Annotated in this window: 11 protein-coding genes and 1 pseudogene; 10 read left to right on the top strand and 2 right to left on the bottom strand. The window is 64.8% G+C overall.

Going from position 1 to position 12,714, the window contains the following annotated elements; translation table 11 throughout:
* The first annotated feature begins 89 nt into the window (after positions 1-89).
* The 6 genes and pseudogenes from FW796_RS21480 (at position 90) to FW796_RS21455 (ending at position 6,938) form a co-directional block, all read left to right on the top strand.
* Positions 90-614 carry a DUF2867 domain-containing protein gene (locus tag FW796_RS21480; RefSeq protein WP_446439981.1) on the top strand — a complete coding sequence of 175 codons (525 nt, stop codon included), beginning with the start codon at positions 90-92 and terminating at the stop codon, positions 612-614.
* Between the two features lie 26 nt (positions 615-640).
* Entirely contained in the window at positions 641-1,810 is a 1,170-nt protein-coding gene (gene solA / locus FW796_RS21475) for an N-methyl-L-tryptophan oxidase (RefSeq protein ID WP_446439980.1), read from the top strand.
* 168 nt (positions 1,811-1,978) lie between these two features.
* Positions 1,979-2,419, top strand: a complete 441-nt coding sequence (locus FW796_RS21470; protein ID WP_123724511.1) for a CBS domain-containing protein — start codon at positions 1,979-1,981, stop codon at positions 2,417-2,419.
* Positions 2,420-2,868: 449 nt separating this feature from the next.
* Complete coding sequence (locus FW796_RS21465; protein ID WP_446439979.1) at positions 2,869-5,094, top strand: LTA synthase family protein; 2,226 nt, start codon at positions 2,869-2,871, stop codon at positions 5,092-5,094.
* A 212-nt stretch (positions 5,095-5,306) separates the two neighbouring features.
* Positions 5,307-6,083, top strand: a pseudogene (locus FW796_RS21460) (CHASE3 domain-containing protein); the annotation flags it as partial.
* The gene (locus tag FW796_RS21455) at positions 6,075-6,938 is read left to right on the top strand and encodes a methyl-accepting chemotaxis protein (RefSeq protein WP_404939968.1); all 864 of its coding nucleotides are present in this window, start codon (positions 6,075-6,077) and stop codon (positions 6,936-6,938) included. The pseudogene FW796_RS21460 and the gene FW796_RS21455, both read left to right, overlap by 9 nt.
* On the opposite strand, the gene FW796_RS21450 is transcribed toward FW796_RS21455, so the two are convergent.
* Positions 6,928-8,139, bottom strand: a complete 1,212-nt coding sequence (locus tag FW796_RS21450; RefSeq protein ID WP_446439978.1) for an MFS transporter — start codon at positions 8,137-8,139, stop codon at positions 6,928-6,930. The genes FW796_RS21455 and FW796_RS21450 overlap by 11 nt on opposite strands.
* 159 nt (positions 8,140-8,298) lie before the next feature.
* Here FW796_RS21450 and FW796_RS21445 point away from each other — a divergent pair, with 159 nt between their 5' ends.
* Entirely contained in the window at positions 8,299-9,264 is a 966-nt protein-coding gene (locus FW796_RS21445; RefSeq protein WP_346636022.1) for a helix-turn-helix transcriptional regulator, read from the top strand.
* A gap of 83 nt (positions 9,265-9,347) precedes the next feature.
* The gene (locus FW796_RS21440; RefSeq protein WP_446439977.1) at positions 9,348-10,190 is read left to right on the top strand and encodes an NAD-dependent protein deacetylase; all 843 of its coding nucleotides are present in this window, start codon (positions 9,348-9,350) and stop codon (positions 10,188-10,190) included.
* 3 nt (positions 10,191-10,193) lie between these two features.
* Here FW796_RS21440 and FW796_RS21435 read toward each other — a convergent pair whose 3' ends face one another.
* A complete protein-coding gene (locus FW796_RS21435; protein WP_346636020.1) occupies positions 10,194-11,096 on the bottom strand; it encodes a LysR family transcriptional regulator in 903 nt (300 codons plus the stop codon).
* Positions 11,097-11,311: 215 nt separating this feature from the next.
* Here FW796_RS21435 and FW796_RS21430 point away from each other — a divergent pair, with 215 nt between their 5' ends.
* Both FW796_RS21430 and FW796_RS21425 read left to right on the top strand, forming a co-directional pair.
* The gene (locus FW796_RS21430) at positions 11,312-12,010 is read left to right on the top strand and encodes a CoA transferase subunit A (protein WP_011060621.1); all 699 of its coding nucleotides are present in this window, start codon (positions 11,312-11,314) and stop codon (positions 12,008-12,010) included.
* A gap of 36 nt (positions 12,011-12,046) precedes the next feature.
* Positions 12,047-12,706 (top strand): CoA transferase subunit B, encoded by a 660-nt coding sequence (locus FW796_RS21425; RefSeq protein WP_011060620.1) that lies wholly within the window; start codon positions 12,047-12,049, stop codon positions 12,704-12,706.
* The last annotated feature ends 8 nt before the right edge of the window (positions 12,707-12,714 follow it).

Genomic DNA, 12,714 nt, shown 5'->3' with positions numbered 1-12,714 from the left:
TGCGCCCCAAGAAGTGGTATTTTTTGCCGCTTCTGGCGTGGCTGATCGGCATGCAGCCCAAGCCGCCAGTTCTACAGGGAGCCGTATCGATGAAAACCGCTGTTCACCCTTGCCCACTGCCCAGTGACTCCAGCATCGCCGCCCTGGCCCCGGGCGCGACTTTCATCGACTGCCGCCGCACCCTGGCGACCGACGCCGAACGCAGCGCCATGCGCCACCTGCTGAACCTGATGAGCCAGACCCCGGCCTGGATCGACCGCATGATGGGCCTGCGCAATCGCGTGGTGCAGCTGTTCGGCCTCAAGGACCTCGGACGCCTGACCCGCATCGACCTGGCGCGCCCCGACGAGGATTACCAGCCCGGCGACCGGGTCGGCATCTTTACCCTGATCTCCCAATGCCCCGATGAAGTACTGGTGGTGGACCGCGACAAACATCTGGACGTGCACCTGTCCCTCAACCGCCAGCCGCTGAACGCCGAGGGCCTGCGCCCGGTGGTGCTGTCCACCGTGGTCCATCCGCATAACGGCCTGGGGCGCCTGTACATGCTGCCGGTGGCCCCCTTCCACCGGATCATCGCGCCCTTGACCCTGGCCACTATCAATAACCGCTGAGCCTTCATCCCCCCAAGGATCTTGCCGTGCAGACACCTGATTTCGATGTTGTCGTCGTAGGCCTGGGCGCCATGGGCGCCGCCACTCTCTATCAACTGGCCAAGCGCGGGGTGAAGGTGGCGGGCATCGACCGCTTCGCCCCGCCTCACGACCAGGGTTCCAGCCATGGCGACACTCGCATCACCCGCCAGGCGGTGGGTGAAGGTGCGGCCTATGTGCCCCTGGCGATCCGCTCGCAGCAGATCTGGCGCGAACTGGAAGGCGAACTGGACGTGCAGCTGTTCGAGCAGTGCGGCGTGCTGGTGATGACCGCCAGCACCGACCCACAGCGGCCGGCGGACGCCCGGGATTTCACCGACAACAGCATCGAGCTGGCCCGACGCTATGGCATCGAGCACCAAGTGCTGGACGCCACCGAGATCCGCCGGCGCTTCCCGCAGTTCGCCCCGCTGGATGACAGCGCCCGGGGCTATTTCGAACCCGGCGGCGGTTTTGTCCGACCGGAGCGCTGCATCGACGCGCAACTGACCCGGGCCCGGCAACTGGGCGCGACCCTGATCACCGGCCAGACGGTGCTGGAGCTCAAGTCCGCTGCCGAGGGGGTGGAGATCATCAGCGCCGGTTCGTCGATCAGCGCCCGGCGAGTCATCGTCAGCGCCGGCATGTGGTCGGCGCAACTGCTGGGGACACCCTTCGACTCGCTGCTGCAGGTCTGTCGCCAGCAGCTGTACTGGTTCCGCCTCGATGAACCGCAACACTACCCGACGCGCTCGCCGAGCTTCATCCTCCACAGCGCCGACGATGTCGACACCTGCTACGGCTTCCCGCCGATTCCCGGCGAAGGCAGCGTGAAGATCGCCACCGAGCAGTACAGCGCCAGCAGCCAGCCGGACAGCCTCGACCGCCAGCCCAGCGATGCCGATGCCCAGCGCCTGTTCCGCGACCTGGTGGCGCCGCACATGGCCGGGCTGGCGCCGGAACTGGTGAAGGCCAGCGTCTGCGCCTACACCGTGACCCCGGATTCGGGCTTCATCATCGACCGCCATCCGCGCCTGGCCAACGTCACCGTGGTCAGCGCCTGTTCCGGCCATGGCTTCAAGCACTCGGCGGCGATTGGCGAAGCCCTGGCCCAGCAACAGGTCGAGGGCCGCAGCGAAATCGACCTGAGCAGCTTTTCCCTGCAGCGCTTCAACTGACGGCAACGGCCTCCAAATGGGGGCCGCCCTGAAAAAAACCTCCAGGCTGACGTTTTTCGCCGTTTATCTGCCGTTTTCAGCCTTGCCGGTTGGCCCAGTCTCTACGATTCTTTAGAAACCCCTCAGGGCGGCGCATCGCCGCCCCACGTAGAACCATCGGAGCGCCCCATGAAGAGCGTCGCAGAACTGCTGAAACTCAAGGCCAAGCACAACCAGCAAGTGCACACCATCGCCCCGCACCAGATGGTGCTGGAAGCGCTGATGCTGATGGCCGAGAAAAACGTCGGCGCCTTGCCGGTGATGGAAAACGGCGCAGTGGTCGGGGTCATCAGCGAGCGCGACTATGCGCGCAAACTGGTGCTCCACGGCCGCTCTTCAGTGGGCACCCCGGTGAGCGCCATCATGAGCTCGCCGGTCATTACCGTGGACTCCCACCAGAGCGTGGAAACCTGCATGAGCATCATGACCGACAGCCACCTGCGTCACCTGCCGGTGGTGGAGAACGGCCAGTTGCTGGGCTTGCTGTCCATTGGCGACCTGGTCAAGGAAGCCATCGCCGAACAGGCCGATCTGATCCGCCAGCTGGAGCAATACATCCGCGGCGAATAGGCCCGCTCCCCGTAGTCGGCTTGCCGGCGAACAGGCGCGCTAGCCCTGCACCGCCCTGGCCGACGCCTTCGCTGGCAAGCCAGCTCCTACATAAGCCCCACAAAATTGCACAGCCCCCCGTAGGAGCCGGCTTGCCGGCGAAAAGCCCCGCAAGCCCGGCACCGCCCTCGCAGACGCTTTCGTTGGCAAGCCAGCGCCTGCAACAGTTCGGCGCCATCAACGTGGAGCAGATCCAGCGGTGCTGGTTTTTTCACACTCTGAAATAGTAAATCCCGCCACGTACGGCTCCGCCCCTAACCGCCGCCAGACGCCTGAGCACGGGCCCTCAGCCCAATCTGAAGAACACCCAGGCCAATTCGCAACTCGGCGAAAACTGAATTCCCCCCACGAATAAGAAACGTCTTGCCTGCCACTCTTGTTAACATCGCGCACATTTGTGTGAAGATTTAATGACAGGCAGGTTATTTGTGAAGTTGATCCGTCGTTGCCTACAACACCCTCTCGCTCCCCTGTGTGCCTTGTTCAGCCTGCTGTTGCTGGTGCCAATGGGCGCGCGCCTAGCCCTGGGCTGGTCCAACCCGCTGGGGTACCTGTCCGACCTGGCCAGCGCCAGTCTGCTGACCCTGCTCTTGTACCGCCGCCCCTGGTGGCTGGCGCTGCCAGTGCTGCTGGTCTGGGCACTCTTGACCCTGGTCAGCGCCGAGCTGGTGAGTGCCGTGGGCCGCATGCCCAACCTCGCCGATCTGCACTACCTGGTGGACCCGCAATTTGTCGGCAATTCCACCGGCGGCGGCCTGACCCACCCTGAGCTGGGGCTGACCCTGCTGCTGGGGCTGGTGCTGTGGCTGGTGGTCCAGCGCAGCAGTCGCGCAGTGAAGGCCCCGGCACTGCCACGCACACTCTGGATTCTGCCGCTGGGCTTGTTCCTGGCCCACGGCGCCACCCAGTACCTGAAACCCAGCGAAGCCGATCAGTGGCAGCTGTTCAATCTGCCCCACCAGGCCCTGGCCACTGCCACCGGCCAGGCACAGATGCGGGTCGAAGACTGGCTGCAAGGCGATGTCGCCGATGTGCCGCCGCCCATGGCCGGCCTGACCCGTCTCGACCTCGAAGGCCAGCCGCTGCTGCCCAGCGCCGGTCGCGCGCGCAACGTGCTGATGATCACCCTGGAAGGCATTCCCGGGGCCTATATCCGTACCAACCGCGAGGCCCTGAACAGCCACTACCAGGAAGACCTGATGCCCAAGCTCAGCGCCTGGGCCGAACGCGGCATGAATACCCCGGACTACGTGCTGCACAGCCACCAGACCATTCGCGGCCTGTACGCCATGCTTTGCGGCGACTACGACAAGCTCGACAACGGCACCCCCAAAGGCGTGGAGATGCTCACCCAGAGCCAGCGCAACCAGGCCTGCCTGCCCGCGCAGATGCACAAGTTCGGTTTCAACACCCACTACCTGCAAGGCGCCGGCCTGCGCTTCATGGCCAAAGACAAGATCATGCCGCACATCGGCTTTGACGCGACCCATGGCCTGGAGTGGTTCAAGAACGACAACTACTTGGAGTTCCCCTGGGGCAAGGACGACAAGGCGTTCTTCGAAGGTGCACTGACCTACGTCGATCAGTTGAAGAAGAAAAAACAGCCTTGGATGCTCACCCTGCTCACCGTCGGCACCCACCAGCCCTACTCCGCGCCCGAGGACTACCTGGAGCGCTATGAGACGCCGAAGCAGGCGGCGGTCGGCTACCTGGACGACGCCATCGACCAGTTCCTCAAGGGCCTGGAGCGCAAGGGGGTGCTCAAGGACACCCTGGTGATCATCACCTCCGATGAATCCCACGGCATCGACGGCGTGCGTCTGGCCTCGTCCTGGGGTTTCAACCTGACACTGGCCCCGGACCAGGACCTGCTGCCCCATCTCAAGTCCGGGACCTACGGCCACGTCGACCTCAGCGCCTCGGTGCTGGACTACTTCGGCCTGCCGGTGCCCGCCAGCCTCAGCGGCCGCTCGCTGTTTCGCGACTACGCCCAGGGCCGGGAAATCATGTCCTACACCAACGGCAAGCTGCGCTACCACGACGGCCAGGGCACCTTCACCGAGTGTGATTTCCAGCAACGCTGCCGCTACTACGCCAGCCCCGGTTTCATCGCCGACAGCGCCAGCCTGCAAGGCCAGTACGGCGGTCTGCGGGCCCGGCAGATCAGTGCCCGGGCCGCGCACCTGGATCGCAGCCTGCTGCAATCGCCACTGAACCAGCACTATCAGTTCGGCAGCCCGGCGATCATCCCGCTGCAGGCGCAGATCAAGGATGACTGGGCCGACAACCTGATCGGTGCCCAGTACCTGGAAATGCCCAAGGGCTCCCAGACCCGGGTGCGCTTCACCGTGCGCTCCGCCGACCCGCAGCAGAACGCCTACATCCTGCTCAAGGGCAAGGAACTGGAACAGGACGTGCCCCTGGGCCTGCCGGAAGAGATGCTGGTAACCCCCGACCAGCCGTTGCAGATGGACTTCAGCTTCGACAACCCGGAAACCCGCAAGGCCTTCTCCTTCCACCTCCTGGGCTACGGCCTGGGTGCGGTGGAAGTCAGCGATTTCAGCGTGATCACCGAGTTGCCGGGGCAACCTGAAAGCGTCGATCCCGAGGAAGACAGCAACGCCCACTCCAGCTGAACCCTGCCGCACATCGAGCAGCGCCCTTCAGGGCGATGCTCGATGTGCCCCTGTGCAAACCCCGCAAAAAAACTTTCCTGTACATGAAACTTTTTTTGTACAGAAAAAGTCGGACCGTTGATGTCATTTAAACATCATTGAGCTATCACGCTGCGTCTTCGAGGCACGGCCTTGTGAAGCATTCAGTCAACGGTTTAGGAGCGGTCCTTCCTATGTTTTCCAATCTGAGCATTTCGCAAAAGCTCTATGCCGGTTTCGGCGTCGTCCTGCTGATCCTCCTGCTGCTGGTGCTTGCGGCCCTGCGCGGCTTCGATCAGGTCAGCAGCAGTGTCAAAAGCAACATCCACAGTTACCAAGTGCTGAGCCAGTCCGACGCCCTGCTGCGCAGCCTGATCAACATCGAGACCGGCATGCGCGGTTATGCCCTGACCGGCCGCGACAGCTTCCTCGAACCTCTGGAGCAAGGCGAAAAGGCCTTTACCGACGACTACGCCCGGATCAAGAACAGCACCGCCGACAACCCCGAACAGCAGGCGCGCCTGGAGCGACTCAAGGCCCTGCACGACCAGTGGCTGCAAGACGACGTCCAGGGCAACCTGGCCCTGCGCCGGGCGATCAATGCCGGGAGCCAGCCTGCAGCAGCCATGGCCGCGCAGATCAGCGCCGGCCGCGACAAGGCCAAGATGGACGCCATGCGCCAACTCACCAGTGAGTTGCGCGAAGCGGAAAAAAGCCTGCAGGACGCTCGCAGCCAGGCCATGGACGCCGCCAAGTCTTCCGCCCTGGCGGTCCTGATCGGTGGCGGTTTGCTGGCGGCGGTGCTGGCCATGCTCGTTGCCTGGTCGCTGTCCAGCAATCTGGTGGGACGTATCCGCCAGGCCGTGGAGGTGGCCAAGGCCATCGCCGCCGGCCGTCTCGACAGCAGCATCAGCACCACGGGCCGCGATGAAGTGAGCAACCTGCTGCAAGCCTTCGCCGCCATGCAGGAGCGCCTGCGGACCATGATCAGTCAGATCAAGCTGGGGGCCGACCAGTTGGTCAGTGCCTCCCAGAGCATTTCCAGTGCCTCGTTGCAGCTCTCGGCCTCGGCCCAGGAACAGTCCCACTCGGCCTCCTCCATGGCCGCCACGGTGGAAGAGCTGACGGTGAGCATCAACCATGTGGCAGACAACGCCGGGGATGCCCACGCCCTGTCCAGCGAGTCCGGGCGTCAGTCCGAGGAAGGTGGCAGCGTGATCCAGGACACCCTGGGCAGCATGCGCCTGATCGCCGAAACCGTGCAGGCTTCGGCCAGTCAGATCGGCGAACTGGGCCAGCACGCCGAACAGATCTCCAGCATTGTCAGCGTGATCAAGGGCATCGCCGAACAGACCAACCTGCTGGCCCTCAATGCGGCCATCGAAGCCGCCCGGGCCGGGGAACAGGGCCGTGGTTTTGCCGTGGTCGCCGATGAAGTGCGCCTGCTGGCCCAGCGCACGGCCAATTCGACCCAGGAGATCACCGAGATGGTCGACAAGATCCAGATGGGCACCCGGGAAGCGGTGAGCAGCATGGACGTCGGGGTCAATCAGGTGAAGAGCGGCGTCGAACTGGCCCAGCAGGCCGGCGAGGCCATCGTCAACATCCGCACCTCGTCGGGCAATGTGGTGCGGGTGGTGGACCAGATCTCCCTGGCCCTGCGGGAACAGACCGCCGCCAGCCAGGATGTGGCGCGCAATGTCGAACGCATCGCCCAGATGTCCCAGCAGAACAGCCAGGCCGTGGAAGAAACCACCGAAACCGCCCGCTCCCTGCAGCAACTGGCGCAAAACCTGGAGCAGCAGGTGAACGTGTTCAGGCTCTAGGACTGGCGTTGGCACTGCCCGACTCAAGAGCTCGGGCACGCACCAGCAGCAGACTCAGCACCGCCCCCAGCAGCAGGACCGCGATCAGCATCAGCCAGGCGCTGGCAAAATCCGCCGCGCCTTGCTGCACGGCACCGAACAGCACCGGCCCAAGGGCGAACCCGGCGAAGAAGCCCGCCGAGAGCAGACCCGAGGCGGAGGCCGGGCTGCCAAAGGCCGGATCGCGCAGCAGCATGCTCATGGCGATGGCATGGGTGGCCACGGCGGTCAGGCCCATGCCCAGGGCGCCGAACCACAAGGGCCAGTGCGCCTGGGGCGTGGCCTGGGCAGTCACCGCCAGGGCCAGGCTGGCCAGGAGCAATAGCGTCAGCAGCAGCCAGGATTCCTCGGCCATACGTGCCGCCAATGGCGTCAGCAGGGTCCGGGCCAGGATGCCCATGACCCCGAACCCGGCGACCATGGCCCCGGTCTCGCCGACCGCCACCCCTTGGCGAGCCGCGAATACCCCAAGAAAGGTCACGAAGGACGAGAGCACCAGGCCGACACACAACTGCACGCTGAGCAGCAGCGTCAGCCGTGAATTCGGCCGGGGAATCTCCAGGCTCATGGTCTTGCCCGCTGCGCTGCCCGGCGCCACCTTTGGCCCCCACAGGGCCAGCAGCAAAGTCGGCAGGAGCAGGCAGGCCAGGGCTGCGCGCCAGCCCAGAGACCCGGCCAGAGGCGGCAGCAACAGGCCGGCGATCAGCGCGGACAGTTGCACCCCGGACTGTTTCAGCCCCACCACCGCGGCCTTGCTGCGGGCCTCGACACACTCGGCCACCAGCAGATTGGTCACCGGGTTGGCCAGGGCCTGGGCCACTCCGCAGATCGCCAGGGCCAGCAGCAGCCCGGCAAATCCCGGCAAGCTGACCAACAGGCCATACCCCGCCAGGGTCGCCCAGAACAGCAAGGCCAGGCCTCGTCGGATGCCGAGCCGGTTCACCAGCGGCCCGGCCCACAGGGACAGCACTGCCGCCAGGCCAAAGGCGCTCATCACCAGCCAGCCCAGCCAATGGGGCGCCACCCCAAGATCGGCGATCAGCAAGGGCCCGAGGGTGCCGATGGCGTAGAAGATCAGCATCGGCAGGCCCATGGCACAGACCAGTACCACGCGCAGCCAGAGCCCCCGGGGACTGGCAGTTTTCAAGTTCTGAGGGTTCATTGCTTGCTCCTTTGCAGGTGGGGCGCCGCAAGATTGCAACGCTCACCCCAGCGTGGGAAACAGCTTACTTTTTAGCGAGAATGCTTATCATGCGTGTTCATATGGGAAACGGATCCATTCCCATGGCAAACGCAGAACATCCATTGCAGGAGCGCGAACATGGCCGTTGCACCCGGTTCTTCCCAGTCCTATCGCTTGCCGTGCCACGCACCACGCGAGCACAGCCAGGCCCCGGGCGGCGGGTCACGCCAGCAGTTGCCCCAGGCCCTGGGCGATTGCCATTTCGAGAGCCTGCCCCTGGCCCCGGACCTGACCCTGGTGCGCTCGCGCTATCACCCCAATCGCCCCTTGATCGAAGAGGCCAGCAGTTGCCACGCCGGCCGTCTACTGGTGATCACCTGTGCCCTGCAAGGCACCTCGGGCTACCTGGACGCCAAGGGTTCGAGCCTGGCGTTTCGCGCCGGACACACCACCGTCACCGCCTTCCAGGCCAGCCGGGGCGAACGCCGTTATGGCGCCAATGAAACGGTGGAGCAACTGCGCCTGCTGGTGGGCGAAGCCCTGCTCCAGCAGTATCTGGGCCCCGCCCGGGCTCGCCAGTTGCTGGGCCAGGACGCCTTGCAGCTGTTGGCCTGCGGGCCCACTTCCCGGGCCAGTGCCGGCCATCTCAGTGCCCTGGCCCAACCCTTGGGCCGGCAGCCGCCACCAACGCTGGAGCTGCACATCCACGCCCTGAGCCTGCTGTCCTTGCAATTGCAGGCCCTGGCCCCCGCCCCTGTCGCCCCGGGCAGACGCCTGAAGGCCGCCGATCTTGAACGGCTGCAGCAGGTGCGCGACCTGATGTTCGAGCAGATGCACCAGCCCTTGAGCGTGGCTTATCTGTGCGCCGCTGTGGGTCTCAACGAGTTCAAGCTCAAGCAGGGCCTGCGCGAGCACTACAACACCACGCCGCAACGCATGCTCCTGGAAATCCGCATGGGCCATGCCCATCGCCTGCTGGAAGGCGGCTGCCAAGTGGCCCAGGCGGCCTATCAAGTGGGCTACCGCTTTCCCGGCAACTTCAGCGCGGCCTTTACCCGGTTCTATGGCAAATCGCCCAAGTCGGTGTTCGGCCCCCGGCGCTGAACCTTGGGTAAAACACTGGCGCCGCGAAGGCTTTGCGTCTATTTCTGGTAGGCGTCCCTGGCCACTGGAAACGAGTGCAGCCCATGATCGACCACCCTACTGCCCCACCGTTCGAGCAACTCGCCGCCGCCATGCACGGCAAGCCTTTCATGGTCCTGACCGGGGCCGGCATCAGCACCCCGTCGGGCATCCCCGACTACCGCGACAGCGAAGGCGTGCGCCGTGGCAAGCAGCCGATGATGTACCAGGAGTTCGTCAGCCAGGCCAACGCCCGTCGTCGCTACTGGGCCCGGGCCATGCTCGGCTGGCCGCGCATTCGCCAGGCCCGGCCCAATGCCGCGCACCAGGCGTTGGCGCAATTGCAGGCAGCCGGCCGGATTGCCGGAGTGATCACCCAGAATGTCGACACCCTGCACGATCAGGCCGGCAGCCTGGAAGTCATCGAATTGCACGGCAGCCTGCATCGGGTGCTGTGCCTGGACTGCGGCCAACGCAGCCAGCGTGATGCCATCCAGCTGCAGTTGGAGGCGCACAATCCCTACCTGGCCGGCGTCGACGCGGTGCAGGCGCCGGATGGCGACACCCTGCTGGACCCGGCGTTCGAGGAGCGCTTCCAGGTGCCCCGTTGCCCCTACTGCGACGGCGACCGCTTGAAGCCCGACGTGGTGTTCTTCGGCGAAAACGTCGCCCAGACCACCGCCGCCCGGGCCTTGGGGGCGGTGCACGAGGCCGCCGGCCTGCTGGTGGTGGGTTCATCGCTGATGGCGTATTCGGCGTTTCGTTTGTGCCGAGCGGTGGCTGACCAGGGCAAGCCGCTACTGGCCATCAACTTCGGCAAGACCCGCGCCGACGAGTTGCTTGACCTCAAGCTCGGCGAGCCCTGCGACCGACTGCTGCCGCTGCTGGCCGAGCGCCTGCTGCGCTAAGCCTCAAAGCATTGCCACGCGCAGGCCGAGGTTTTCCTCGCGCAGGATGTCGAACAGCGCCTGGGCCGCGGTGGACAGTTCGTCCCCCGGCTTGGTCAGTACGCCGATGGCCCGCTCCACCACCGGCTCGTCCAGAGTCAGGCAATGCCCGCCCAGCTCGCGCATATGCTGGGCACACAGCGCCGGCACGGCACTGACGCCCAGGCCGCTGGCGACCATGCGTCCCACGGTCGCCAACTGATGGCTTTCAAATTCCACCGGCAACTGCACGCCCCGGGCCCGCAGGTGATCCTCCAGCATCACCCGCACCATGGACGGCCGCTGCAGGGTGATAAAGGGCTCCTGCAACAGCGTCTGCCAATCGATGCGGCTGCGCTGCGCCAGGGGCGAATCCTTGGCCACCACCGCCACGAAACGGTCGACGTACAGCGGGGTGAACTGCAGGGAAGAGCTGTCCTGAGGTTCGAAGGCCACCCCCAGCTCCACCTCGCGGTCGCGGACCATTTCCAGGACCTGCTCGTTGACCACGTCGTTGACCGTGACGTTGACCTGGGGGTAACGGGCGCGAAAGTGCTTGAGGATCGGCGGCAGCAGGTTGCCGGCAAAGGACGGCATGGCCGCCACGGTCACCCGCCCGCGTTGCAGGGTGAAACGCTGGCGCAGTTCGTCCTCGGCGTTGTCCCAGTCGGCGATCAGCCGTCGCGCCAGAGGCAGCAGGGCCTCGCCTTCCGGGGTCAGGGCGACGTTGCGCGTGTTGCGGGTAAACAGGCGCCCGCCCAGGCCTTCTTCCAGGGCCTTGATGGTCAGGCTCAGGGCCGACTGCGACAGGTGCAGGCGTTCGCAGGCCAGGGCAAAGCTCAAACTGTGGGCCACTGCCAGAAAGGCCCGTATCTGTTTAACCGTCATCTGTCATCCTCAGGAGAGCAGCGGCAAGCTATAAGCTTCAAGCCGCAAGCTTGGAGCTTGGAGCTTGGAGCTTGGAGCTTGGAGCTTGGAGCTGATTATGCTGTTTTTCAAATCAATCAACCTTAAAAATCAACTTAACAAATCAATCCCGCAGCGCAACACTGATCCGCAAACGGCTGGCCAGCCGCCAACGAACAAGAAAGAGGATGGTGCAAATGGCAGGTTTCGATAAGCGCGTGGCGTCCTACGAGGAAGCCCTGGAAGGTCTGCAAGACGGCATGACCGTGATCGCCGGCGGCTTCGGTCTGTGCGGTATCCCCGAGAACCTGATCGCCGAGATCAAGCGTCGCGGTACCCGCGACCTGACCGTGGTGTCGAACAACTGCGGGGTCGACGGTTTCGGCCTGGGCGTGCTCCTGGAAGACCGCCAGATCAGCAAGGTGATCGCCTCCTACGTCGGTGAAAACGCCCTGTTCGAGAAACAGCTGCTCAGCGGCGAAATCGAAGTGGTACTGACCCCCCAAGGCACCCTGGCGGAAAAAATGCGCGCCGGCGGCGCCGGTATCCCGGCCTTCTTCACCGCCACCGGCGTCGGCACCCCAGTGGCCGACGGCAAGGAAACCCGCGAATTCAAGGGCCGCACCTACCTGATGGAAGAGTCCATCACCGGTGACTTCGCCATCGTCAAGGGCTGGAAGGCCGACCATTTCGGCAACGTGGTCTATCGCCACACCGCGCAGAACTTCAACCCCCTGGCGGCTACCGCCGGCAAGATCACCGTGGTCGAAGTGGAAGAAATCGTCGAGCCGGGCGAGCTGGACCCGACGCAGATCCACACCCCCGGCATCTACGTCGACCGGGTCATCTGCGGCACCTTCGAGAAGCGCATCGAACAGCGCACCGTGCGCAAGTGATCGCCCTTCCCTAGCCCGACTAAAAGGACAACAAACATGGCTCTTACCCGCGAACAAATGGCTCAGCGCGTCGCCCGCGAACTGCAGGACGGCTTTTACGTCAACCTCGGCATCGGCATCCCGACCCTGGTGGCCAACTACATCCCCGACGGCATGGAAGTCATGCTGCAATCGGAAAACGGCCTGCTGGGCATGGGCGCCTTCCCCACCGAAGACGAAGTCGACGCCGACATGATCAACGCCGGCAAACAGACGGTGACCGCACGCATCGGCGCTTCGATCTTCTCTTCCGCCGAATCCTTCGCGATGATCCGCGGCGGCCATATCGACCTCACCGTGCTGGGCGCCTTCGAAGTGGACGTGCAAGGCAACATCGCCTCCTGGATGATCCCCGGCAAGCTGGTCAAGGGCATGGGCGGCGCCATGGACCTGGTGGCCGGTGCCGAGAACATCATCGTCACCATGACCCACGCCTCCAAAGACGGCGAATCCAAACTGCTCAGCCGCTGCAGCCTGCCGCTGACCGGCGCCCAGTGCATCAAGCGCGTGCTCACCGATCTGGCCTACCTGGAGATCGAGAACGGCGCCTTCATCCTCAAGGAGCGCGCCCCCGGGGTCAGCGTCGAGGAAATCGTCAGCAAGACCGCCGGCAAGCTGATCGTGCCGGACCACGTGCCTGAAATGCAGTTCGCCTGAGGAGCCCC

The sequence above is a fragment of the Pseudomonas sp. 910_21 genome (genome assembly GCF_052850735.1).
Note: the sequence above shows the minus strand (reverse complement) of the source record. Positions and strands in the feature narration are given on the sequence as shown.

Bases quoted from the DNA above. Each gene is read 5' to 3' on its own strand.
- FW796_RS21480 (WP_446439981.1), top strand. From the start codon at position 90: ATGAAAACCGCTGTTCACCCTTGCCCACTGCCCAGTGACTCCAGCATC.
- FW796_RS21470 (WP_123724511.1), top strand. From the start codon at position 1,979: ATGAAGAGCGTCGCAGAACTGCTGAAACTCAAGGCCAAGCACAACCAG.
- FW796_RS21465 (WP_446439979.1), top strand. From the start codon at position 2,869: ATGACAGGCAGGTTATTTGTGAAGTTGATCCGTCGTTGCCTACAACAC.
- FW796_RS21455 (WP_404939968.1), top strand. From the start codon at position 6,075: ATGCAGGAGCGCCTGCGGACCATGATCAGTCAGATCAAGCTGGGGGCC.
- FW796_RS21450 (WP_446439978.1), bottom strand. From the start codon at position 8,139: ATGAACCCTCAGAACTTGAAAACTGCCAGTCCCCGGGGGCTCTGGCTG.
- FW796_RS21445 (WP_346636022.1), top strand. From the start codon at position 8,299: ATGGCCGTTGCACCCGGTTCTTCCCAGTCCTATCGCTTGCCGTGCCAC.
- FW796_RS21440 (WP_446439977.1), top strand. From the start codon at position 9,348: ATGATCGACCACCCTACTGCCCCACCGTTCGAGCAACTCGCCGCCGCC.
- FW796_RS21435 (WP_346636020.1), bottom strand. From the start codon at position 11,096: ATGACGGTTAAACAGATACGGGCCTTTCTGGCAGTGGCCCACAGTTTG.
- FW796_RS21430 (WP_011060621.1), top strand. From the start codon at position 11,312: ATGGCAGGTTTCGATAAGCGCGTGGCGTCCTACGAGGAAGCCCTGGAA.
- FW796_RS21425 (WP_011060620.1), top strand. From the start codon at position 12,047: ATGGCTCTTACCCGCGAACAAATGGCTCAGCGCGTCGCCCGCGAACTG.